23 protein-coding genes are annotated in these 23,195 nt (G+C 59.7%); 18 read left to right on the top strand and 5 right to left on the bottom strand.

The window, feature by feature from the left end; translation table 11 throughout:
- Positions 1–360 precede the first annotated feature (360 nt).
- The 11 genes from ACUXAC_RS06595 to ogt all read left to right on the top strand — a co-directional run bounded on the left by ACUXAC_RS06595 (position 361) and on the right by ogt (position 11,349).
- Positions 361–1,614, top strand: a complete 1,254-nt coding sequence (locus ACUXAC_RS06595; RefSeq protein ID WP_225528742.1) for an ABC transporter substrate-binding protein — start codon at positions 361–363, stop codon at positions 1,612–1,614.
- Positions 1,615–1,692: 78 nt separating this feature from the next.
- Positions 1,693–2,634 (top strand): carbohydrate ABC transporter permease, encoded by a 942-nt coding sequence (locus ACUXAC_RS06590; protein ID WP_087762748.1) that lies wholly within the window; start codon positions 1,693–1,695, stop codon positions 2,632–2,634.
- Positions 2,635–2,644: 10 nt separating this feature from the next.
- Positions 2,645–3,463: a carbohydrate ABC transporter permease gene (locus ACUXAC_RS06585; RefSeq protein WP_004938251.1), complete on the top strand. Its 819-nt coding sequence runs from the start codon at positions 2,645–2,647 to the stop codon at positions 3,461–3,463.
- Between the two features lie 21 nt (positions 3,464–3,484).
- Positions 3,485–4,597, top strand: coding sequence for an ABC transporter ATP-binding protein (locus ACUXAC_RS06580; protein WP_454266567.1), 1,113 nt, complete (start codon positions 3,485–3,487; stop codon positions 4,595–4,597).
- A gap of 19 nt (positions 4,598–4,616) precedes the next feature.
- Positions 4,617–5,900 carry a Gfo/Idh/MocA family protein gene (locus ACUXAC_RS06575; protein WP_193159140.1) on the top strand — a complete coding sequence of 428 codons (1,284 nt, stop codon included), beginning with the start codon at positions 4,617–4,619 and terminating at the stop codon, positions 5,898–5,900.
- Between the two features lie 17 nt (positions 5,901–5,917).
- On the top strand, positions 5,918–6,823 hold the full coding sequence (locus ACUXAC_RS06570) for an ROK family protein (RefSeq protein ID WP_060440685.1): 906 nt from the start codon (positions 5,918–5,920) through the stop codon (positions 6,821–6,823).
- Between the two features lie 332 nt (positions 6,824–7,155).
- Complete coding sequence (agaR, locus tag ACUXAC_RS06565) at positions 7,156–7,926, top strand: transcriptional repressor AgaR (RefSeq protein WP_087762745.1); 771 nt, start codon at positions 7,156–7,158, stop codon at positions 7,924–7,926.
- Positions 7,927–7,951: 25 nt separating this feature from the next.
- Positions 7,952–9,118 carry an SIS domain-containing protein gene (locus ACUXAC_RS06560; RefSeq protein WP_225528741.1) on the top strand — a complete coding sequence of 389 codons (1,167 nt, stop codon included), beginning with the start codon at positions 7,952–7,954 and terminating at the stop codon, positions 9,116–9,118.
- Positions 9,119–9,127: 9 nt separating this feature from the next.
- Complete coding sequence (locus ACUXAC_RS06555; protein ID WP_049199756.1) at positions 9,128–9,982, top strand: tagatose bisphosphate family class II aldolase; 855 nt, start codon at positions 9,128–9,130, stop codon at positions 9,980–9,982.
- A gap of 305 nt (positions 9,983–10,287) precedes the next feature.
- Positions 10,288–10,599, top strand: a complete 312-nt coding sequence (locus tag ACUXAC_RS06550) for a hypothetical protein (protein WP_049198300.1) — start codon at positions 10,288–10,290, stop codon at positions 10,597–10,599.
- 219 nt (positions 10,600–10,818) lie between these two features.
- Positions 10,819–11,349, top strand: a complete 531-nt coding sequence (gene ogt, locus ACUXAC_RS06545; protein ID WP_060418648.1) for a methylated-DNA--[protein]-cysteine S-methyltransferase — start codon at positions 10,819–10,821, stop codon at positions 11,347–11,349.
- Here ogt and ACUXAC_RS06540 read toward each other — a convergent pair.
- The gene (locus ACUXAC_RS06540) at positions 11,346–11,873 is read right to left on the bottom strand and encodes a glycine zipper family protein (protein WP_225528740.1); all 528 of its coding nucleotides are present in this window, start codon (positions 11,871–11,873) and stop codon (positions 11,346–11,348) included. The two genes, ogt and ACUXAC_RS06540, sit on opposite strands and share 4 nt — an antisense overlap.
- Positions 11,874–11,889: 16 nt before the next feature.
- The gene (locus ACUXAC_RS06535; RefSeq protein ID WP_060418645.1) at positions 11,890–12,225 is read right to left on the bottom strand and encodes a hypothetical protein; all 336 of its coding nucleotides are present in this window, start codon (positions 12,223–12,225) and stop codon (positions 11,890–11,892) included.
- Positions 12,226–12,618: 393 nt separating this feature from the next.
- Between ACUXAC_RS06535 and ACUXAC_RS06530 the strand changes: the two genes are divergently transcribed.
- Both ACUXAC_RS06530 and uspE read left to right on the top strand, forming a co-directional pair.
- Entirely contained in the window at positions 12,619–13,383 is a 765-nt protein-coding gene (locus ACUXAC_RS06530; RefSeq protein WP_004938278.1) for an FNR family transcription factor, read from the top strand.
- A gap of 126 nt (positions 13,384–13,509) precedes the next feature.
- Complete coding sequence (uspE, locus tag ACUXAC_RS06525; protein WP_004938281.1) at positions 13,510–14,472, top strand: universal stress protein UspE; 963 nt, start codon at positions 13,510–13,512, stop codon at positions 14,470–14,472.
- A 57-nt stretch (positions 14,473–14,529) separates the two neighbouring features.
- On the opposite strand, the gene pntB is transcribed toward uspE, so the two are convergent.
- Positions 14,530–15,924, bottom strand: a complete 1,395-nt coding sequence (gene pntB, locus ACUXAC_RS06520; RefSeq protein WP_060439853.1) for a Re/Si-specific NAD(P)(+) transhydrogenase subunit beta — start codon at positions 15,922–15,924, stop codon at positions 14,530–14,532.
- A 10-nt stretch (positions 15,925–15,934) separates the two neighbouring features.
- Entirely contained in the window at positions 15,935–17,464 is a 1,530-nt protein-coding gene (pntA, locus tag ACUXAC_RS06515; RefSeq protein ID WP_141968606.1) for a Re/Si-specific NAD(P)(+) transhydrogenase subunit alpha, read from the bottom strand.
- A 537-nt stretch (positions 17,465–18,001) separates the two neighbouring features.
- On the opposite strand from pntA, the gene ydgH reads away from it, so the two are divergent.
- The 4 genes from ydgH (at position 18,002) to ACUXAC_RS06495 (ending at position 21,726) form a co-directional block, all read left to right on the top strand.
- Complete coding sequence (gene ydgH, locus ACUXAC_RS06510; RefSeq protein ID WP_147823852.1) at positions 18,002–18,952, top strand: DUF1471 family protein YdgH; 951 nt, start codon at positions 18,002–18,004, stop codon at positions 18,950–18,952.
- A 244-nt stretch (positions 18,953–19,196) separates the two neighbouring features.
- Positions 19,197–20,588 (top strand): amino acid permease, encoded by a 1,392-nt coding sequence (locus ACUXAC_RS06505; RefSeq protein WP_225528739.1) that lies wholly within the window; start codon positions 19,197–19,199, stop codon positions 20,586–20,588.
- 223 nt (positions 20,589–20,811) lie between these two features.
- Positions 20,812–21,297, top strand: coding sequence for a hypothetical protein (locus tag ACUXAC_RS06500; protein WP_060439851.1), 486 nt, complete (start codon positions 20,812–20,814; stop codon positions 21,295–21,297).
- Between the two features lie 33 nt (positions 21,298–21,330).
- A complete protein-coding gene (locus tag ACUXAC_RS06495) occupies positions 21,331–21,726 on the top strand; it encodes a pyridoxamine 5'-phosphate oxidase family protein (protein WP_060418640.1) in 396 nt (131 codons plus the stop codon).
- 100 nt (positions 21,727–21,826) lie between these two features.
- Here the strand turns inward: ACUXAC_RS06495 and ACUXAC_RS06490 are convergent, their stop codons facing one another.
- On the bottom strand, positions 21,827–22,237 hold the full coding sequence (locus ACUXAC_RS06490; RefSeq protein WP_038880297.1) for a hypothetical protein: 411 nt from the start codon (positions 22,235–22,237) through the stop codon (positions 21,827–21,829).
- Positions 22,238–22,421: 184 nt separating this feature from the next.
- Here ACUXAC_RS06490 and folM point away from each other — a divergent pair, with 184 nt between their 5' ends.
- Positions 22,422–23,144 carry a dihydromonapterin reductase gene (gene folM / locus ACUXAC_RS06485; protein WP_038880299.1) on the top strand — a complete coding sequence of 241 codons (723 nt, stop codon included), beginning with the start codon at positions 22,422–22,424 and terminating at the stop codon, positions 23,142–23,144.
- Positions 23,145–23,195 lie beyond the last annotated feature (51 nt).

Genomic DNA, 23,195 nt, shown 5'->3' with positions numbered 1-23,195 from the left:
TTCTTTGACTGCCGCGACCCGATTTTTTTGTTTATTTGCATCACAAAAATGAAAGAAGCTGATGCTTGCACAATAAAAATGTTTTTAATCCCCATTATGGTGCAAGGGTTATCAGTTATTCCTATGCCTGCGAGGGCCGCTAAATGCCGCGACAGCAGGGAGAAAACCCATTAACAGGTTAACAGAATGTGAACAAACATACCTTTCACTTGGCCATGAAAGCCTTTCGATTTTAACAACAGTGAAACATTCTCGCCCCATTTTTGGGCATCCTGGGGTGTATTGACACATTGAAAGTTAAGGGATAGAAAGAATTTACGTTGCGAAAAACGTTATTCGTCGCTCACCGAGGGGAAAGCAATGTCACCGATAAAAAATACCGGACGCCTGCTGGTGCACTCTATTCTTGCCAGCGCATTATTATTACCCACCCTGCTCCACGCTGCAGATAAAATAACATTGCGCTATGCCGTTTGGGACAGAAACCAATTACCTGCCGAACAGGAGATCGCCAAACGCTTTGAACAGGCCAATCCGGATATAAAAATAGAAATAGAATTAACGCCCTCTGCGCAATATTTCGTTAAATTGGATTCTGCCGCCGCCGGCGGCGTGGCGCCGGATATATTCTGGATCAATATGCCTTATTTTGTGCAATACGCCAAAAACGGCATTATGGAACCGCTGGCGCCTTATATTAAGGACAGCGGCCTTCAGCTGGACGACGTGGTCGCCAGTTCGGTAAAAGCCTACCAGTACGACGGCCAACAGATGGCCATTCCGCGCGACGTCGACTCCATCGCCGTGTGGTACAACAAAAAACTGTTCGATCAGGCCGGCGTCAGCTACCCCACCAGCGACTGGAGCTGGGACGATCTGAAAAACAAAGCCACCGCCCTGAAAAGCGGGCTGAAAGGCGCCGCCTTCCCGCTGGTGATGGATCTCAGCATCGACGGCCAGGACAGCTATATGAACCTGCTGTTCCAAAACGGCAATCACATCGTACCGAAAGACGGCCAACCCACCGACATCGCCAACGACAAATCCATCTGGGTCTACCAGCAGCTGCAGGGCATGATGAAAGACGGCCTGATGCCGAGCGCCCAGCAAATGAGCGAAGTCAAAACCGAGAACATCTTCCAGTCCAACCGCGCCGCGATGGTCTATGCCGGTTCCTGGCTGGCGGCGCCGTTCGCCAACAACCCGCTGATCAACGATCACATCGGCGTGGTAATGATGCCGAAAATTGAACGCCAGTCCGGCGTAGCGCACAGCCTGGCCTTCGCCATGTCGGCCAAAAGCGCCCACAAACAGGCCGCCTGGAAATATATCGCCTTCATGAGCAGCGAAGCCTCGCAGGCGGAGCTGGCCAAGGTGGTGATCCCGGCCAACAAGACGGCGGCCAAGGTCTGGGCGCAGCAGATCCAGAAAGTCGACGTCTCGCCTTACATCCAGACCCTTGAAGTGACCCAGGCTTACCCCACCGCCGGCACCAATACGCCGAAATGGCAGAACATGTGGATCGCCAGCCTGAAGAAAATCTTTATGGGCGCGGACGCCAAGCAGGAAATGGACAAGTCGGTCAAGAAGATCGCGCGCGTCATGGAGCAGTAATCGCCCCGCCGCGGCGCGCTACCCCGAGTGTGCGCCGCGGTGGACCCACGCTGAAAGTGATAGGTGAGGAATGGCAACATGTCGCTGGCAGAAACGGCTACGGTCACCCTGAAATCATCCCGGCGCACCGCCCGCCCCGCGCTCAATCGGCTCGAACGCGCCGAACGCTTCTGGGGCTGGGTGATGATCCTGCCGCTGCTGTTGGGGGTCACGGTGTTTTACCTAATCCCCTTTTTGCAGAACATTTTTTACAGCTTTACCGATCTGAACCAGTTCATGCGCTGGAGCAGCATCAGCGTCGATAACTATCTCAACCTGTTCGAAGACGACGACTTCTACACCGCCGCCGCCAACACCCTGTTCTACGTGGTGGTGTGCGTACCGATCAGCCTGAGCCTGTCGCTGCTGTTGGCGATCGGCCTCAACCAGAACATCCGCGGCAAAGGCCTGCTGCGCACCCTGCTGTTCCTGCCGGCGGTCACCATGCCCGCGGCGGTGGCCATGGTGTGGCAATGGCTGTTCAACAAGGATTTCGGCCTGATCAACCAGGCGCTGGGCCTGCTGCACATTGCGCCGGTCGCCTGGCTGTCCGATCCGGACGTGGTGCGCATCAGCGTGTCCATCATCATCATCTGGTCGTCGCTGGCGCTGAAGATCATCATTTTGCTGGCCGGGCTGCAGAGTATTCCGCGCCAGCTGTACGAGGCGGCGGATATCGACGGCATCGGCACCCTGCGGCGCTTCTTCTGCATCACGCTGCCGATGATGGTGCCGACGCTGTTCTTCGTGTCGGTGATGAGCTTTATCGAGATCCTGCAAATCTTCGACGTGGTGTTCCTGATGTTCGACCGCGCGCTGGTGGAAAACGACGTGATGACCGTCACCAACCTGTTCTACAAGTACGCGTTTTACCTGCAGGAAAAAGGCTACGCCTCCGCCATCACCGTGGTGCTGTTCGCCGTCACGATGGTGATCACCCTGATTCAAATGGCGATCGGCAAGCGCCTGAAAGTCAGCTGAGGAGCTGCACATGAACGCAAGCAAGAAAACGCTGGTGTACCTGTTTATGGGGCTGGCGGCGCTGGCCTCGGTCGTGCCCTTTATCTGGATGCTGGTGACCTCGCTGAAAACCCAGGCCGAGAGCATCCAGATCCCGCTGACGCTGCTGCCGGCGCACCCCAGCCTGCAGGCCTACGGCCGGGTGATGCACGAAATCCCGTTCGCCGGTTTTTATCTCAACTCGCTGCTGGCGACCTTCTTCACCGTCACCCTGCAGATGGCGATCGCCACCCTGGCCGCCTATGGCTTCTCGCGCCTGCATTTTCGCGGCCGCGACGCGGTGTTCCTGGTGTGCGTGTCGATCCTGATGGTGCCCGGCCAGGCGTTTCTGATCCCGCAATTTCTGGTGGTACAGAAGCTGGGGCTGGTCAACAGCATCACCGGGCTGGTGCTGCCGGGCATTTTCAGCGTCTACGCCACCTTCCTGCTGCGCCAGTTCTTTCTGGCGGTGCCGAAGGAGATGGAGGAAGCGGCGCTGATCGACGGTTACAGCTACTTCGCCATCTTCTGGCGCATCATGCTGCCGCTGATCCGGCCGGGCATTATCGCCTGCGTCATCATCAACGGCCTGTGGAGCTGGAACAACCTGATGTGGCCGCTGATCGTCAATACCACCACCGAGAAGCTGACGCTGCCGGTTGGCCTCGCCTCGCTCTCCAGCCGCGCCGGGGTGGAATACCCGTTGCTGATGGCCGGGGCGCTGATGGCGGTGATCCCGATGCTGATGCTGTTCATTATTTTCCAACGCTATTTCATCCAGGGCATCGCCAGCGCCGGGGTGAAAGGCTAACGCGCAGACAAGGTAAATGACATGGCCGGAATTCAGTTAAACAGCGTTAAAAAAGTCTACCCCAACGGTTTCCACGCGCTGCACGGCGTCAATCTGGACATTGAGGACGGGGAATTTATGGTGTTCGTCGGCCCGTCCGGCTGCGCCAAATCCACCCTGCTGCGGATGATCGCCGGGCAGGAGAGCGTCAGCGAGGGGCAGATCCTGATCCACGATCGCTGCGTCAACGACAGCATGCCGAAGGATCGCGGCGTCGTCATGGTGTTCCAGAACTATGCGCTGTACCCGCACATGACGGTGTACAAGAACATGGCGTTCGGCCTGATCGGCAAAGAGAGCAAGGCCGAGATCGACCGCCGGGTGCGCGACGCGGCGGAAAAGCTGGAGATCACCAACCTGCTGCAGCGCAAGCCGGGCCAGCTCTCGGGCGGCCAGTGCCAGCGGGTGGCGGTCGGCCGCGCCATCGTGCGCAAGCCCAAAGTGTTCCTGTTCGATGAGCCGCTGTCCAACCTCGACGCCAAGCTGCGGGTGTCGATGCGCGTGCAACTGATCGAACTGCACAATCAGCTGAAGCAGGAAGGCGCCGCCGCCACCATGGTGTACGTCACCCACGATCAGGTCGAAGCGATGACCATGGGCGATCGCATTTGCGTGATGAACCGCGGCGCCATCATGCAGGTGGACAAACCGATCAACCTGTACCACCACCCCGCCAACCGTTTCGTCGCCGAGTTTATCGGCAGCCCGTCGATGAACCTGCACGATCTGGCGATCGTGCGCGACGGCCAAACGGTGCGGCTGCGCATCGGCCTGCAGCACCCGCTCGAGCTGCCGCCGGCGCTGCAGCGGCAGTTGACGGACTATCCGCATGCGCGGGTGTGCCTCGGTATCCGGCCGGAGTCCCTGCGGCTGTGCGCGCCCGGCAGCGCCAACTGCTTCCCGGCGCAGATCGTCACCATCGAGCGCATGGGCAACGAAGAGCTGCTGCACTGTGAACTGGCCGACCTGCGCTTCGTGCTGCGCATGGCGTCGCTGCCGGACTGGGAGCCGCGCCTCGGCGAAAGCGTTCATCTGGCATTCGATCTGACGCGCGCACATTTGTTCGACGAGCTCAGCGGCCAAAACCTCAAATAACAACAGCGGAGTATCAGCAATGTCGTCAACACAACCCAACAACGTTGCCCAGCGCCCGGTGCAGGTGCTGGTGGTCGGCGCCGGCGCGCGCGGTGAAATCTACTCGCGCTATGCGCTGGCGCACCCCGATTTGATGCAGGTGGTGGCGGTGGCGGAACCGCGCGACGCCTACCGCGAACAGTTCGTGGCACAGCACGCCATCGCGCCGGAAAACGTCTTCACCGACTGGCGCCAGGCCGCCGATGCCGGCAAGCTGGCCGACGCGGTGCTGATCTGCACTCAGGATCAGATGCACCTGGAACCGGCGCTGGCCTTCGCCCGCCAGGGCTACGCCATGCTGCTGGAAAAGCCGCTGTCGCCGGACGCCGACGAGTGCCGCGCCATCGTCGCCGAGGTGGTGCGCCAAAAGCTGATCTTCTCGGTCGGCCACGTGCTGCGCTACACCCGCTATACCCAAAAGCTCAAACAGCTGCTGCGCGACGGCGCGATCGGCGACATCGTCAGCCTGCAACACCTGGAGCCGGTCGGCTACTGGCATCAGGCGCACTCCTTCGTGCGCGGCAACTGGCGCAACGATCGGCAGGCCGCCTTTATGCTGCTGCAGAAATCCTGCCACGACATCGATTGGATCCGCTACGTGATGGAGCAGCCCTGCGAACAGGTCAGCTCCTTCGGCAACCTGCGCCATTTCCGCCAGGAAAACCAACCGGCCGGCGCGGCGGACAACTGCCTGGATTGCGCGGTGGAGGCGTCCTGCCCCTATTCCGCCAAACGCATCTATCTGGGCGACGACCACAAGGCCACGCCCGGCTTTCTGCGCGTGTTGACGCCAGAACCTGACCAGACGACGCTGCGGGCGGCGCTGCGCGACGGGCCCTACGGCCGCTGCGTTTACCGCTGCGACAATAACGTGGTCGATCATCAGGTGGTCAACATGCAGTTCGCCGGCGGCCGCACCGCGTCGTTCACCATGACGGCCTTTACCCGCCACGAAGATCGCCACACCCGCATCTTCGGCAGCCGCGGCTGCCTGGAGGGCGACGGCCGCCATATCCGCATCACCTCGTTCCTCGACGACGGCGAAACGCATTACGACACCGACGCCGGCCAGGATCTGCACGCCATGGCCGGCCACGGCGGCGGCGACTACTACCTGATGCAGCACTTTATCGCGGCCATTCGCACCAACGATCCGAGCCAGGTGTTGGCCGGCCCGGCGGAAGCGCTGGAGAGCCACCTGATGGTGTTCGCCGCCGAACGCGCGCGCCGCGAAGCGGCGGTGATCGCCCTGAACGGAGCCTGACCATGAGCACGAGAGAGATGCGTTACGGCTTCGACATCGGCGGCACCAAGATCGAAATGGCCGCTTACGATCGCCGGCTCAATCAGGTGCTGCTTCAGCGCGTGCGCACCCCAACCGGCGATTATGGCGAGTTCGTGGCCTGCATCGCCGGGCTGGTCGAGCAGGCGGACCGCGAGCTGCATACGCGCGGCAGCATCGGCATCGGCCTGCCGGGGATCACCGATCCCGTCAGCCGCCGCCAGCTGGCGGTCAACGTGCCCTGCCTGACAGGGCATTGCCTGGCGGATGATTTGACGCAGGCGCTGGCGCGGCCGATCGCCATCGAGAACGACTGCCGCTGTTTCGCGCTGTCGGAAGCCAGCACGCCGCAAACCGCCCATCTGCCGCTGGTGTTCGGCGCCATCATCGGCACCGGTGCCGGCGGTGGCCTGGTGGTGAACCGGCAATTGCACAAGGGGCGCAACGGGCTGGCGGGCGAATGGGGCCATATGCCGATCTCCGCCCAGCTGGCGCAGCGTTACGATCTGCCGCTGTTCGGCTGCAACTGCGGGCTGACCGGCTGCTTTGAACGCTACGTCTCCGGCAGCGGGCTGCTGGCGCTGAGCCGCCACTTTGCCCATCCGGCCGCCGACGTGCCGGCGCTGGTCGCCAGCTATCGCGCGGGGGATCAGCTCGCACAGTGGCTGATGACCGTCTACGTCGACATTCTGGCCAGCGCGCTGGCCGGTTTGCAGCTGCTGCTGGACGTCGATGCCTTCGTGCTGGGCGGTGGGTTGTCGAACGTCGGCGAGCTGTATCGGCTGCTGCCGGCGGCGATGCGGCACTGGCTGCTGCCGGGCGTGGAACCGGCAGCGGTATTCCCGCCGGTGCACGGTGACAGCAGCGGCGTGCGTGGCGCGGCGCTATTACAGGCGGCGGCATAAAAAAACAGTGAAAGCCCGGCGGCTGTCGAATGATCGCTGCGGCTTTCGCCGCCGCAGGGCCGAATAAAGCCATCGCGAGAATTGTCGACTGAAAAATAACGAATTTGCCGTTTTCACTTTGTGTTAATACCGCTTTCGGTTACCGCTAAACCGAAAGCAAAATTAAATATAACCAACTGATAGATATAGATATTTTAAAATTAATCGATTGCATTTCAGTGTTTCGTTTGCTGTAATTCGCCACGAACAACTGAAAGCGCTCCGGTCGGTATCGCTGCGGCTTATTAAGCCGCGGTCGGGCACGGCTACAGGTAAATCAGGAGTCTGCGTTAATGATCAATACCGCAAAACGCCGGGAATTAATTATCGACCAGCTGTGCCGCGAAGGCTCGGTGCGCGTGGAACAGCTCAGCCAGCAGTTTTCGGTGTCCAGCGTCACCATCCGCAGCGATCTGCGCCAGCTGGAAAAACACGGCTGCGCGGTGCGCGCTTACGGCGGCGCCATGTTGAACAAACAGTTCGCCTTCGATCGCCCGCTGCAGGACAAGGGCCGCATCAACCGCGACGTAAAACACGCCATCGCCTGCGCGGCGGCGGCGCTGATTGAAGACGGCGACGCCGTCATCCTCGACTCCGGCTCCACCACCAGCCAGATGGCGCCGCAGCTGGCGGGGAAAAAGGATCTGGTGGTGATGACCAACGCGCTGAACATCGCCTTCGAGCTGGCCAACAACGAGCAGATCGATCTGATGGTGGTCGGCGGCAGCGTGCGCCGCAAGGCCTGGTCGCTGTACGGCCCCGCCGCCGAACAGCAGCTGCGCCAGTACCGGTTCGACAAGCTGTTTCTCGGCGTCGACGGTTTCGATCTGGCGGGCGGCATCACCACGCCGGATCCGGGCGAAGCGCAGCTGAACCGCGTGATGTGCGAGGTGGCGCGCGAAGTGATCGCCATCGCCGACGCCAGCAAATTCGGCCGCACCAGCTTTTGCATGATCCGCGAAATCGGCCAGATCCACCGCCTGGTCACCGACGGCCGCATTCCGGAACACTATCTGCAGGCGCTGCACCATTTAGGGATCGACGTGATTATCGCCGACCGTTAACCGAGGCTTTTAAGGAGTTGTCATCATGAACGCGTATTTCTCTTACGAGGCGGATTGGCTGAAGCAGCGCAACGCCTGGCACACCGCCGCAGAGATTTGGCAGCAGCCGGATCTGTGGGCGGCGCTGCACCGGCAACTGCAGGATCAACAGGCGCAGTGGCAGCCGTTCCTGGCGCCGCTGTTGGCCAATCCTCGGCTGCAAATCGTGCTGTGCGGCGCCGGCAGCTCGGCGTTCGCCGGCCGCGCCCTGGCGCCCTGGCTGCGCGAACGAACCGGCCGCGACGTGGCGGCCTACGGCACCACCGATATCGTCGCCAACCCGCGGCAGTATCTCGATCCTGAGCGGCCGACGCTGCTGGTCTCCTTCGCCCGCTCGGGCAACAGCCCGGAAAGCGTGGCGACGGTGGAGCTGGCCGACCAACTGCTGCCGGAAAGCTACCACCTGATGCTGGTCTGCAACCCGGACAGCAAGCTGGCGCAGTATGCGCATCGGCGCGACAACGTCTGTTCGCTGGTGATGCCGCAAGGCTCCAACGATCAGAGCTTCGCCATGACCTCCAGCTTCAGCTGCATGATGCTGAGCGCCGCGCTGCTGCTCGGCCCGCTTTCGCTCGAGGCCGCCCAGGCGCCGCTGAACGCCATGGTGCAGCGCTGCCGCGCACTGCGCGAAACGCTGCAGCCACAGGTAAAGGCGCTGGCCGCCAGCGGTTTCCGCCGTTATATCACCCTCGGCGGCAGCTGCTTTACCGGCCTGGCGGAAGAGGCCTCGCTCAAGATGCTGGAGCTGACCGCCGGGCGCATCGTGACGCGCTACGACTCGCCGCTCGGCCTGCGCCACGGCCCGAAATTTATGGTCGACGGCCAAACATTGGTGGTGGTGATGTTCTCCCACGACGACTACGCCCGCCAGTATGACCGCGATCTGTGGAACGAGCTGCAGCGCGACGGGTTGGCGATGCAATTGGTCGGTTTGACCGGCCAGCCCCGGACACCGTCCGATGCCCTGCTGCCTATGCACCAGGCCACGGACGATATCTGGCTGCTGTTCCCGTATCTGCTGTTCACCCAGATGCTGGCCTTCGAGAGTTCGCTGGCGCTGGCGCTGACCCCAGACAACCCTTGCCCAACCGGCGAGGTTAACCGGGTGGTGAAAGGCGTGACGATTTACCGTTTCCCTTCCCCCGTGCAGTAAGGAGATCCCATGTATCTGATAGCCAACCGAGAAATGCTGCTCAAGGCGCAGCGCCAGGGTTACGCCGTCCCGGCGTTTAACGTTCACAATCTGGAAACCGTGCAGGTGGTGGCGGAAACCGCCGCCGAGCTACGCTCGCCGGTGATCATGGCCGGCACGCCCGGTACCTTCAGCTACGCCGGCACCGACTACCTGATCGGCATTTGCCAATCGGCCGCGCACCGCTACGATTTGCCGCTGGCGCTGCATCTGGATCATCACGAAGAGCTGGACGACATCGAGCACAAGGTGAAAAGCGGCATCCGTTCGGTGATGATCGACGGTTCCCATCTGCCGTTCGAGCAGAACATCGCCAAAGTGGCTGCTGCGGTCACCTTGTGCCACCGCTATGGCGCCAGCGTGGAAGCGGAACTGGGCCGCCTGGGCGGGCAGGAAGACGATCTGATCGTCGATACGGCGGACAGTTTCTATACCGACCCGGTGGCGGCACGCGAGTTCGTCGCCGCCACCGGCATCGATTCGCTGGCGGTGGCGATCGGTTCCGCCCACGGCCTGTATCACGGCGAGCCGAAGCTGGACTTCGAGCGCCTGGCGCTGATCCGCGAACAGGTGGACGTGCCCCTGGTGCTGCACGGCGCCTCCGGCATTCCGGAGGCGATGGTCAAACGCGCGATCTCGCTCGGCGTCTGCAAGGTCAACGTCGCCACCGAACTGAAAATCGCCTTCGCCGATGCGGTGAAAAGCTACTTTTCACAGCACCCGGATGCCAACGACCCGCGCAAATATATCGTCCCCGGCAAGCTGGCGATGAAAGAAGTGGTGGCGGAAAAGATCCGCATCTGCGGCAGCAGCGGTATGCTGTAACCCCGCGCTCGCCCCCGGTTTCGTGGCTGCACCACGGGGGCGAAAACATCCCGCCATTTCCCGCTTTCCTGAGAGAACGATCACAGCCTTTTACCCTGCCCGCGCCGGAAACCATTAACCGGTCTTCACTATGATCCAAATCATGGTTTTACTCACCCTACCTCCCTATTATCAAATTCATTGGATTCAGGCAGTAGGATTTTTGCCCATTCGTTTTTATTTCGCCAGGCGAAATAGCTTATTTGATGAAAACAAGCGTGCTTGTTTTTTAATTGGCAGCATTTTTACTCTGAGAGGAACAGCGTATGAACCATTACTTAGCCGTATTAAGCGCATTGGTCATTCTGCCCTTCGCTCTGCAAGCAAAACCGCTTTCCGGCAGCCCGGTCGCCTCCGGCGTCGTGCGCTTCACCGGCGCCATTACCACCCCGGCCTGCACCATCACACATCAGGATGAACAGCTTATCTCCAACTGCTTCGGTAAAGTGACGGAATATCAGAACGGGTATATTTCCTCTTCGTTAAAAGAAATGCCAAAAGAATTAGTCTCTGCCGTCACCAGCGAAATGGTGAATAACGATCCCCATTTAAAGCGCGTGACCATCAGCTATAAGTAACGCCAACGCGTTAATGTCTGATGAAATAATAAACAAGACACAACTTGTCTTGATGACTTATAAATTTATTTTATAAATTTAACGTGCAATGACTCCCCGGCTTACCCTGAGCCGGCTATTTGGGCAACCCTGCGGTTGCCCATCAGCATGTCCGAAATCCGCCATCGCTTCCCCCGCTTTCATGCGATAATCGCCATACCAAACCGAGGAGTGATCCAGATGCAGACTTTTTTGATTGATCGTACCGCCACGCCGGTGGGAGAACTGGTGCTGATTGCCGATGAACAGGGGCGCCTGCGGGCGATTGACTGGACCGATCACGAAGCGCGCCTGATGAAGCTGCTGAATACCCACTACCGCGCCGATCGCTTCACCCTGCGCGAGCAGCGCGATCCCAGCGGGCTGACCGACGCGATGCAACGCTATTTCGCCGGGGAACTGGGCATTATCGATCGGCTGCCGGTGATGACCGCCGGCACCGAGTTCCAACGCACCGTGTGGCAACAGCTGCGCCAAATCCCGTGCGGCGAGATCCTGACCTACGGCCAGCTGGCGCAACGTATCGGCCGCCCGACCGCCTCACGCGCGGTCGGCATGGCCAACGGTTCGAATCCGATCAGCATCGTGGTGCCCTGCCACCGGGTGATCGGTTCGCAGGGCGCGCTGACCGGCTATGCCGGCGGCGTGCAGCGAAAGCAGTGGCTGCTGCAGCACGAAGGTTACCTGCCGCAGGATCTGCTCTCGCGCTAGCGCGGCACATAGTCCGGCGGGACGCCCTCCGCCGGGGCGGCGGGATAGTAGTCCGGCGGCACCGGCGATGAGGTGGCCTCACCATAACCGTAGGCCACCGGCACCTTGTTACCTTTGGCGTACATGCACTGCGTATACACGGTATCATAGCGGTCTTGCAGGTCATCGCTGCTGCGCCAGGCCGAGTTATTGGCCATCGCGCTGCCGACCAGCAACCCGCCGCCCGCGCCGATCAGCGCGCCGGGGCCGGCATGACCGGATGCGGCGCCAATCAACGCCCCTGCCGTCGCGCCGACGGCCGTTCCCGCCACCGCCGTTCCCGTCGCCGAATTGGCCGCCGTTTGCGCGCCGCTGCCAAGGCTGTTTTGCGCATAGCCGCGGCACATGGCCTCATCGCGATTGAATTGTTCGTAACTTTTCCCCGTGCCGGGCAGCGCGGTGACCCCGGGCCCGGAAGGCGCAGAGACGCAGCCGGCCAACAGCCCGGCCAGCGCCACTATCGGGAAAGCAAAAGAGTGTCTCATCACGCACCGCCTTTAATCACCGGGAGAACGGACCGTCTGGCACCACCTTCATCCAACCGTCAGGACAACGCGGCACCTGGGGGTAATAGCCCGCCGGGCGGCGGCAGTAGTAGGCATAGCTCGGCGGCTTTTCGATATAGGTCTGCGGCGGCGGCGGCGTGACATACACCACCGGCGGCGGCGGGTAATAGAGCGGCGGCGGCCCCCAGGGCACGCCGATCACCACGCGCGGCCCACCGTAATAATAGCCGTGCCGGTAGTAGCCGTGGCCGTAATAGCCGTGGGCGAAGGCGGCGGCGCTGGCCGTCATCAACACCGCGGCGGCCGCCATCAACAGTATGCGCTTTTTCATCATCCACTCCCGAACAGGATCGTTCACCTGCCTTTCTGACCTTCAGCTTAACGCCGATGCGGCGCGGCTTTGCGGTGAGGATTCGGATGAATGCGACAAGCTTTCGCCAGTAAATGTGTCAAAGGATGATTGATTCACGCCGCTAAAACCTGTCAATGCGAGCCGCGCAGACCACCCGCGCCTATTGCCCTGCCTTATGCCGCCGGAATGGCGACCGCACGTTGCGCATAAGTGCCAAATAAATCTAGCGACTTCAGCGCGATACAGAATAATCGGCGGCATGTGTGCGCAAAATTCGCACACAATACCCCTATTCATGCTAATGCCACCCTTATCAGCTGCAGCAAAAGATGTTAAAATTGACTCATATCAATTATTGAATGAGCGTAATCTATGATCCCGGAAAAACGCGTGATTCGTCGTATCCAGTCTGGTGGTTGTGCGATCCATTGCCAGGACTGCAGCATCAGCCAGCTGTGCATTCCTTTCACCCTTAATGCCCACGAGCTGGACCAGCTCGACAACATTATCGAGAGGAAAAAGCCCATCCAGAAAGGCCAGACCCTGTTCAAGGCCGGCGACGAGCTGAAATCGCTGTACGCGATCCGTTCCGGGACCATCAAAAGCTACACCATCACCGAGCAAGGCGACGAGCAGATCACCGGTTTCCACCTGGCGGGTGACCTGGTGGGCTTCGACGCCATCGGCGGTCTGAAGCACCCAAGCTTCGCTCAGGCGCTGGAAACCTCGATGGTGTGCGAGATCCCATTCGAAACCCTCGACGATCTGTCCGGCAAAATGCCTAATCTGCGTCAGCAGATCATGCGACTGATGAGCGGCGAGATCAAAGGCGACCAGGACATGATCCTGCTGCTGTCGAAGAAAAATGCCGAAGAGCGCCTGGCGGCGTTCGTTTACAACCTGTCGCGCCGCTTCGCGGAGCGTGGCTTCTCGCCGCGCGAGTTCCGGTTGACCATGACCCGCGGCGACATCGGCAACTACCTCGGCCTGACGGTGGAAACCATCAGCCGCCTGCTGGGCCGCTTCCAGAAAAGCGAAATCCTCAGCGTGAAAGGCAAATACATCACCATCGAAAACGCCGACGCCCTGTCGGTGCTGGCCGGTACGCCACGCATCAACGTGACCGTCAACGCCTGATTCCCCTGCCGGATCAACATTTCACCGAAATTGTTGATCCGGCACGCTTCTGTTGTTGTTCTGTTTTTCAATGTTGGGTTACTCTGTAAATTAACAGACTGTTGATTTCAGCTGTAAGGAGGCCCTATGGCGAAGTATCAGAATCTTCTGGTGGCTATTGACCCCAATCAGGACGATCAGCCGGCATTGCGCCGCGCCGTGTACCTGGTAAAACGGAACGGCGGGCGCATCAAAGCCTTCCTGCCCATTTATGACTTCTCTTACGAAATGACGACCCTGCTCTCCCCGGACGAAAGAACGGCGATGCGGCAAGGTGTGATCAGCCAACGCGCCGCCTGGATCAACGAGCAGTGCCGCTTCTATCTCAACGACGGCGTGCCGATCGAAATCAAAGTGGTCTGGCATAACCGCCCCTTCGAAGCCATCATTCAGGAAGTGCTTTCCGGCCAGCATGATCTGCTGCTGAAAATGGCGCACCAGCACGACCGGCTGGAGTCGGTGATCTTCACCCCCACCGACTGGCACCTGCTGCGCAAATGCCCTTGCCCGGTGTGGATGGTAAAAGACCAACCCTGGCCAGAAGGCGGCAAAGCGCTGGTGGCGGTCAACCTGGCCAGCGAAGAACCCTATCACGACCCGCTCAATATCAAACTGGTGCAAGAAACCGTCGAACTGGCGCAGAACGTCAACCAGACCGAGGTTCACCTGGTCGGCGCCTATCCCGTTACCCCGATCAACATCGCCATCGAGCTGCCCGACTTCGATCCGAGCGTCTACAACGACGCCATCCGCGGCCAGCATCTGATCGCCATGAAGGCGCTGCGGCAGAAATTCTGCATTAAGGAAGAGTTCACCCACGTGGAAAAAGGCCTGCCGGAAGAGGTGATCCCCGATCTGGCCGAACACCTGCAGGCCGGCGTGGTGGTTCTGGGCACCCTGGGCCGCACCGGCATTTCAGCGGCCTTTATCGGCAACACCGCGGAACATGTGATCGACCATCTGAAATGCGATCTGCTGGTGATTAAGCCGGAGAACTTCAACTGCCCGATCGAGGCGGATGAAGACGATGAGCACGACGACGAAGATTAGCCTTCACGCATAAAAAAATGGGCCGCTAATAAGCGGCCCGTTTTTTTGGTTGCTCAACTACTTCTGCAATGCCCGCAGAATCGCTTCCACGCTGTCTTTGGCGTCGCCGAACAGCATCTGGGTGTTCTCCTTGAAGAACAGCGGGTTCTGCACGCCGGCGTAGCCGGTGTTCATCGAGCGTTTAAACGCGATCACGTTCTGCGCTTTCCACACTTCCAATACCGGCATGCCGGCGATCGGGCTGCGCGGATCTTCCAATGCCGCCGGGTTCACCGTGTCGTTGGCGCCAATTACCAGCACGGTGTCGGTATCCGGGAAATCTTCGTTGATTTCATCCATCTCCAGCACCACGTCGTACGGCACCTTCGCCTCCGCCAGCAGCACGTTCATGTGGCCCGGCAAACGCCCCGCGACCGGGTGAATGCCGAAGCGCACCTTAACGCCGCGCGCCCGCAGTTTCTCGGTGATTTCTGCCACCGGATATTGCGCCTGCGCCACCGCCATGCCGTAACCCGGCGTGATGATCACCGAGGTGGAGTTCTTCAGCTGCTCGGCCACCTCTTCCGCCGTGGTTTCACGGTATTCGCCCATCTCTTCGGCATCGCCGGTAGACGAACCGTCACTGCCGAAACCGCCGGCGATCACGCTGATAAACGAGCGGTTCATTGCCTTACACATAATGTAAGACAGGATCGCACCCGAAGAGCCCACCAGCGCGCCGGTGACGATCAGCAGATCGTTGCTCAGCATGAAGCCCGCCGCGGCCGCCGCCCACCCCGAGTAGGAGTTGAGCATCGACACCACCACCGGCATGTCGGCGCCGCCGATCGAGGCCACCAGATGCCAGCCGAACGCCAGTGCGATCGCCGTCATCAGCAGCAGCGTCACCACCTGCCAGCCCACGCTGTCGGTACGCACGAACGCCACCAGCAGCAGGAACGAGAGCACCAACGCCGCCAGATTCAGCTTGTGGCGGTTCGGCAGCATCAGCGGTTTGGAAGAGATGATGCCGCGCAGCTTGCCGAAGGCGACAATCGAACCGGTGAAGGTTACCGCGCCGATAAAGATACCGAGGAACACTTCGGTCAGATGGATATTCGCCATCACCGGCTCCATCGGCGCGCCGTGATCCAGGTAGCTGTTGAAACCGACCAGCACCGCTGCCAGGCCAACGAAGCTATGCAACACCGCCACCAGCTCCGGCATTTCGGTCATCTCGACCTTCTTGGCCAGATAGACGCCGATCGAGCCGCCGATGATCATGGCGATGATGATCCAGCCGACGTTGCCGGAATCCGGCCCCAGAATGGTGGCGATCAGCGCGATCGCCATACCGGCGACGCCGAACAGGTTGCCCTGCTTCGACGTTTCATGGCGCGACAGGCCCGCCAGGCTGAAAATAAACAAAATAGCGGCAACAATGTATGCAGCTGTAACCAATCCTCCAGACATTTGTTACCCCTTAGTTCTTGCGGAACATCTTCAGCATGCGCTGAGTGACGGTGAACCCACCGAAAATATTGATGCTGGCGATCAGCACGGCGATAAAGGAGAGGAAACTCACCCAGCCGCCATGGCCGATCTGCAACAGCGCACCGACCACGATAATCCCTGAGATCGCGTTGGTGACCGACATCAACGGGGTATGCAGCGCATGGCTGACGTTCCAGACCACGTAGTAACCGACCACGCAGGCCAGCGCGAACACGGTAAAGTGCGACAGGAACTCTTTCGGCGCCGCGTCCGCCAACCAGCCGAACAGCAGGATCGCCAGGGCCATCAGGCCGTACTTCAGCCATGGCGAGGTCGGTTTGGCTTCGGGTTTGGCCACCGGTGCGGCGGCAGGCGCCGCTTTCGGCTGGGCGGAGACCTGGATTGGCGGCGCCGGCCAGGTGACTTCACCGCTGCGCACCACGGTAACGCCGCGGATCACCGTATCGTCGAAATCGATGTCGATCTCGCCGTTTTTCTCTTTCGACAGCAGCTTCAGCAGGTTGACCAGGTTGGTGCCGTACAGCTGCGAAGATTGCGTCGGCAGGCGGCTCGGCAGGTCGGTATAGCCGATGATTTTCACGCCGTTGTCGGTCACGGTAATGGTGTCGGCCACCGTCAGTTCGCAGTTGCCACCGGTTTGCGCCGCCAGATCGACGATCACGCTGCCCGGTTTCATCGACGCCACCATCTCTTTGGTGATCAGCTTCGGCGCCGGTTTACCCGGGATCAACGCGGTAGTGACGATGATATCGACCTCCGCGGCCTGCGCGGCGAACAGCGCCATCTCGGCCTTGATAAAGGCTTCAGACATCACTTTGGCGTAGCCGTCGCCGCTGCCCGCTTCCTCTTCAAAATCCAGCTCGAGGAATTCCGCGCCCATGCTCTGCACCTGCTCTTTCACTTCCGGGCGGGTGTCGAAGGCGCGCACGATAGCGCCGAGGCTGCCCGCGGCGCCGATCGCCGCCAGGCCGGCCACGCCGGCACCGATGATCATCACCTTGGCCGGCGGCACTTTGCCGGCGGCGGTGATCTGGCCGGTGAAGAAGCGGCCGAACTCATGCGCCGCTTCGACGATCGCGCGGTAGCCGGCGATGTTGGCCATCGAGCTCAGCGCATCCATCGACTGGGCGCGCGAGATGCGCGGTACCGAGTCCATCGCCAGCGCGGTGACGTTGCGCGCCGCCAGCTTGGCCATCAATTCGGGGTTTTGCGCCGGCCAGATAAAGCTGACCAGCGTGCTGCCTTCGCGCATCAAGGCGATCTCGTCGTCTTGCGGCGCGTTGACTTTCAGGATCAGATCCGACTGCCACACTTCGCTTTCGTCGACCAGCGCCGCACCGGCGGCTTCGTAGGCGACGTCCTCAAAACTGGCCAGTTTGCCCGCCCCGCGTTCAATCGCGACGGTAAAACCCAGCTTCAGCAGTTGTTCCACCGTTTTCGGCGTGGCTGCGACCCGGGCTTCATTGGCCAACCGCTCTCTTGGTACACCAATACGCATAATGTTCCCTTCTCACCTGTCTTGGATGATGTTTATTATTTTCCTGCCCATAGCATGACGCCAACGGCGAGCGAGGCGTTAACTTGCCCGCACTGATTTCAGACGCCAACTATAACCTACTGAAAATAAGGTCGATGATCCATAATTGCTTACGCATTCAGCTCTGTTTTTACATAAAAACGCCGCGCGTGATATGACAAATCGCAATTTACCGTGAAAAAATCCATACAGAACAGCGTATTCTGCGTGACAAGAGGTTTACGCCCGGCGTAACGATTTATGGCCACACGCGGCGAAAAAGCATAAAAGTTATCATTTTGTGAATAATTAACATTAATGACACCAGAGCCTTTATTATGGAAACTTATGACGATGGCGCCATCCGTGCGGCCCGCGTCAACGTCGGCGATTTGTCGCACGGGATAACATAAAATGCTGAGACAGTTTTCAGAATTACATGTAATAATCGACGGCTGAATTACACTTAAACAGTTCAGTACGTTATAAACGTTAATGCGCTAGGCGAAAGGATTTTTTATGAAGCTGAAGACCACGATCATCGCGTCAGCCTTGTTATCACTCACCGCGCTGTCTGCTCATGCGGCGCAAGAGTTAACTCCTGAGAAAGCAGCGGCGCTGAAGCCGTTTGATCGCATCACGATTACCGGCCGCTTCAATGCCATCAATGAAGCCGTCGACGCCGTATCCCGCCGTGCAGACAAACTGGGTGCCGATTCCTTCTATATCCAGGACAGCAACAACAGCAACAACGGCGGCAACTGGCGCGTCACCGCAGACCTTTATCATAAAGATGCGCCAGAAGTGAGCAAAACACCAAAATACCGCGTATTTAACGGCGTGAACGAACTGCCTAAAGAGGAAGCCTATCTGCTGGAGCCTTACGATACCGTGAGCGTCAGCGGTTTCTACCGCAGCCAGCCGGACATCAACGACGCCATCTCCAAAGAAGCGAAGAAAAAAGGCGCTGCATCCTTCTTCATCGTGCGCCAGGTTGACGCCAACTCCGGCGGTAACCAGTTCGTCACCGCCTACATCTATAAGGCCGATGCGCCAAAACGCCGCGTGCAGAGCCCGGATGCCATTCCGGCCGATTCTGACGCCGGCCGCGCCGCGCTGGCCGCCGGTGGCGCCGCTGCCGCGAAAGTCGAAATCCCTGGCGTCGCGTCTTCCGGTTCGCCAAGCCGCGACGTAGGCCGTTTCTTCGAAACCCAGTCCTCTACCGGCCAACGCTATACCGTCACGCTGCCTAACGGCACCAAGATCCAGGAAGTGAACAACGTGACCGCCGCGCAGATGGTGCCGTTCGATTCCGTCACCTTCACCGGCCACTTCAACAGCATGACCGATGTCTCCACCGAAGTGGCGAAACGCGCGGCCGAGAAAGGCGCCAAGTACTACCACGTTACCCGTCAGTGGCAGAACAAGAGCGGCGGCAACCTGACCGTCAGCGCCGATCTGTTCAAATAAAACCCGCTTTTCGGTTTACCATCGGGCAGCCCTTGAGCTGCCCGTTTTTATTGCCGCTTTTTTCATCGCACGTTGAATAGTTTTTTGTAAATTCCGCATATTCAATCATTGCATCTCTAATCATCCCTCCGTAAAATTTGCGCCAATTTTTAGGGCTATTGTCTATTCGCTCAGTGGTTGTTAATACATTGTTGCCGCCAAGCAGTTCCCTTCCAGTTGTTTATTCTGCGTTCAGGATCCGTCATTGGAAAAAAAACTCGGTCTTACCGCGCTAACCGCTTTGGTGCTCAGCTCGATGCTGGGCGCCGGCGTGTTCAGTCTGCCGCAAAACATGGCGCAGGTCGCCAGCCCCGCCGCGTTGCTGCTGGGTTGGGGGATCACCGGCGTCGGCATTCTGTTTTTGGCCTTCGCCATGCTGCTGCTTACGCGCCTGCGCCCGGATTTGGACGGCGGCATCTTCACCTACGCCAAAGAGGGATTCGGCGAACTGATGGGGTTCTGCTCCGCCTGGGGTTACTGGCTGTGCGCCGTTATCGCCAACGTTTCGTATCTGGTGATCGTGTTCGCGGCGCTGAGTATTTTCACCGATCGCGGCGGCAACGTGATTCTCGGTGACGGCAATACTTGGCAGGCGCTGATCGCCGAATCCGCCCTGCTGTGGATCGTGCATGCGCTGGTGCTGCGGGGCGTACAAACCGCGGCCAGCATCAATCTGGCCGCCACCCTGGCCAAGCTGCTGCCGCTGGGGATGTTCGCCGTTTTGGCGGCGATCGCCTTCAAAATGGACGTGTTCACGCTGGATTTCAAAGGTATCGCCCTCGGCAAGCCGGTGTGGGAACAGGTCAAGGACACTATGCTGATCACCCTGTGGGTGTTTATCGGCGTGGAAGGCGCCGTGGTGGTTTCCGCCCGCGCCCGCAATAAGAAAGACGTGGGCCGCGCCACCATGCTGGCGGTGCTGTCGGCGCTGGCGGTGTATCTGATGGTCACGTTGCTGTCGCTGGGCGTGGTGCCGCGCAGCGAACTGGCCGAAATGCGCAACCCGTCGATGGCGGTGCTGATGGTGGAACTGATAGGCCCGTGGGGAGACGTGCTTATCGCCGCCGGCCTGATCATTTCCGTGTGCGGCGCCTACCTGAGCTGGACCATCATGGCGGCCGAAGTGCCGCTGCTGGCCGCGCAGCACGGCGCGTTTCCGCGCGTGTTCGGCAAGCAGAACCGCCATCACGCCCCGTCCTCTTCGCTGTGGCTGACCAACATTGCAGTGCAGCTGGCGCTGGTGCTGATCTGGCTGACCGGCAGCAACTACAACTCGCTGTTGACCATCGCTTCAGAAATGATCCTGGTGCCTTACTTCCTGGTCGGCGCGTTTCTGTTCAAGGTGGCTTACCGCCGCCGCGACAAGCGCCTGATCTTCGCCGCGACCGGCGCCTGCGTCTATGGCCTGTGGCTGCTGTACGCGTCCGGGCTGATGCACCTGCTGATGTCGGTGCTGCTGTATGCGCCAGGGCTGTTGGTGTTCATGTATGCCCGCCGCGGCCACCGGGATATCAATCTACTGAATCGCCTGGAAAAGAGCAGCATCTTCTTGCTGCTGGTGGCCACGCTGCCTGCCGGCTGGTTTATGTTGCACTAACATCGTCTGCCAATGCGGCTGCCCTGCAGCCGCATTTCGTTTCGCCGCTTCCCTCTTTTTTACCTCTCTCCCCGTTGTTGATCGGTCAATTGCCATGCTTGCGATCTTAAATGCAATTAATTATCATTATCATTTATAGCATCACCGGCAGGACACAGGTGAGGCCCCCGATGGCAAACATCAGGAGGTCTTGTTAAGACAGGCTGAAAATGGAAGGCATTTCATGGCTGAAAAACTGCTGCACGCACTCCCCCTGTTTGCCGCCTGGGAAGCGCTGATCGCCGAAGGCAACACGGCGTTCAATCAGCAACGCGATCGCCTGGCAATGACGCACTATCAACAGGCGCTGGAAGTCGCTCAGGCGATCCTCGCCGAGAAACCCTGGTTAAATGCGGACTATACCGCCAGATTTGAAGCGCTGAATATTTTCGAGTCAGCCCTTGCCGCGCTGATCGTCACGTTCAACAACATGACCCATCTGCGCCTGCGGCAAAAGCCCCTGCGCGGCGTTGAGCCGCACGTGCATCAGGCCCGGCTCGCCATCGAGCAGGTGATGGACGATACCTCGCTGTGCGAACAGATGCAGCAGGTCGCCGAACGGCACCTGCTGCGTTTCCGAATAGAGACGCTGCAGGTGCTGCGCGAACACCGGCTGCCGGAAACCAGCGTCTGCGCACCCACGGTAAACCATTCCGCCACCGTGCATTAACAACGACACCACGACCTGAGGGGTAATCTGCCAATGAATGAATTGAATGACGACATGAAGAAAATGCTGGCCAAACAGCTGCCTGTACAGGCAACCAGCAGCCCGAACGGCGTGCCCGATATCGGCCCCAAACGTTCTCTGCGCCTCTATGATGACCGTACGCTGATTTACAACGAAAATACCGGTGGCCAGACGCTGCAAAATATCAGGGAGGGATCGAAAATGGCCGTCGTGGTCATCGACCGCGAGGCGCTGGACGGTTACCGCTTCGTCGGCACCCCGGAATTGTTCCTGGCGGGCAAGCCGTTTGACGACGCGTTGGCATTTGCAGAAAAAAATGGAATGAAGCCGCCGAAATACGCGGTGCTCATTCATATAGACAGTATTTATACCCTGCGCTCCGGCCCCAATGCCGGGACCCGGCTTTAAAGGCAGGCCGCTACGCAGCGCGGAATTTCACGTTCATGGTTAGGCCATCGCGGTCAGTCAATTGCCTAACCATGAACGGGCGGCCGGTCGATGCAACCGGTCAGCTTTTAGGGGGAATGGTGACGGTCATACGCTCACCCACCAGGGCAATCGCGATGCCTTCCGCGCACTCTTTCTGAATGGCCGCCAGCTGTTGAGTCTCCAGTGCATAGGGCAGCTGAATATCAAACACCGTCAGGCCCTGCTGCTGCGCCAGGTCAATCAGGCGCACGATATTGGTTTCATCGCTGACCTGCGTTGACACCACCTGCAGCGCCAGCTCTTTCAACTGCTCTTTGCGCGTTTGTGACGTGGTCACGCGCGATTTCAACACCATGCCGAAGATCGGCATCACACCATAAATAGCATCAACAAAGCGCCAGTGCTTCCTGCACGATGCGGACAGAAAATCCATGTAGTCGAAACAGATTTTCTCACTGCGCGCGATGGATGCAAGGTGATTGCTGTTCATCCCCTCATTCCTCTCATGGCCAGTGTTAACCCGTGGTCTTTCAAGCCGCCGCCGGGCGACAACCTGAAATGCATTGGGGATCTTACATCCAGAAATGGATAATCATGCGAAGCTTTAACGACTTTCCGCCGTATAATGGCATAATTCCCCTATTGTTTGCCAGTCTGTCCAGGAGCTTTAATCAATGGAACACCCCAACTCTGCCCCGGTGCTGATTACCGGCGGCGCGCGGCGCATCGGGCTGGCGCTCGCCAAAGCGTTTCTCGAGCGCGGCGTTCCCGTCATCATCGCCTATCGCAGCGAATATCCGGCGATGGCCGAGTTGAAAGCCTTGGGCGCCTGCTGCATTCAGGGCGACTTTTCCACGCACGAAGGCATCTACCTTTTCGCCGATCGGGTGCGGCAGGTGGCGCCCAAACTGCGTGCGGTGATCCACAACGCCAGCGCCTGGCAGGCCGAGTCGCCGGAGGTGCCGCCGGAGCAGGTAATGGCGGCGATGCTGCAGATTCACGTCTATACGCCCTATTTGCTCAATCAGCTGCTCGAATCCTGCCTGACCGGCCAGGGCCAGGCCGGTGCCGACATCATCCATCTGACCGACTACGTGGTGGAAAAAGGCAGCGACAAACACATCGCCTATGCCGCCAGCAAGGCCGCGCTGGACAATATGACCCGTTCGTTTGCCCGCAAGCTGGCGCCGGAGGTCAAGGTCAACGCCATCGCGCCGGCGCTGATCATCTTCAATGCGGGCGACGATGAGGCCTATCGCCAGCAGGCGTTGGCGAAGTCGCTGATGAAGGTAGCGCCGGGCGAGAGCGAAGTGGTCAACCTGGTGAACTACCTGCTGGAGAGCCGCTACGTGACCGGCCGCACCCACGGCGTCGACGGCGGGCGGCCCCTGCGCTGACGCAAAGATCCGCATGGCGCATCCTCGCGGGCCGCGCTATGCTGAAATCCG

The organism is Serratia sp. 121840015-1 (assembly GCF_053627655.1).
The sequence above is the reverse complement of the archived record's forward strand: the minus strand, read 5'-3'. Positions and strand labels throughout refer to the sequence as shown.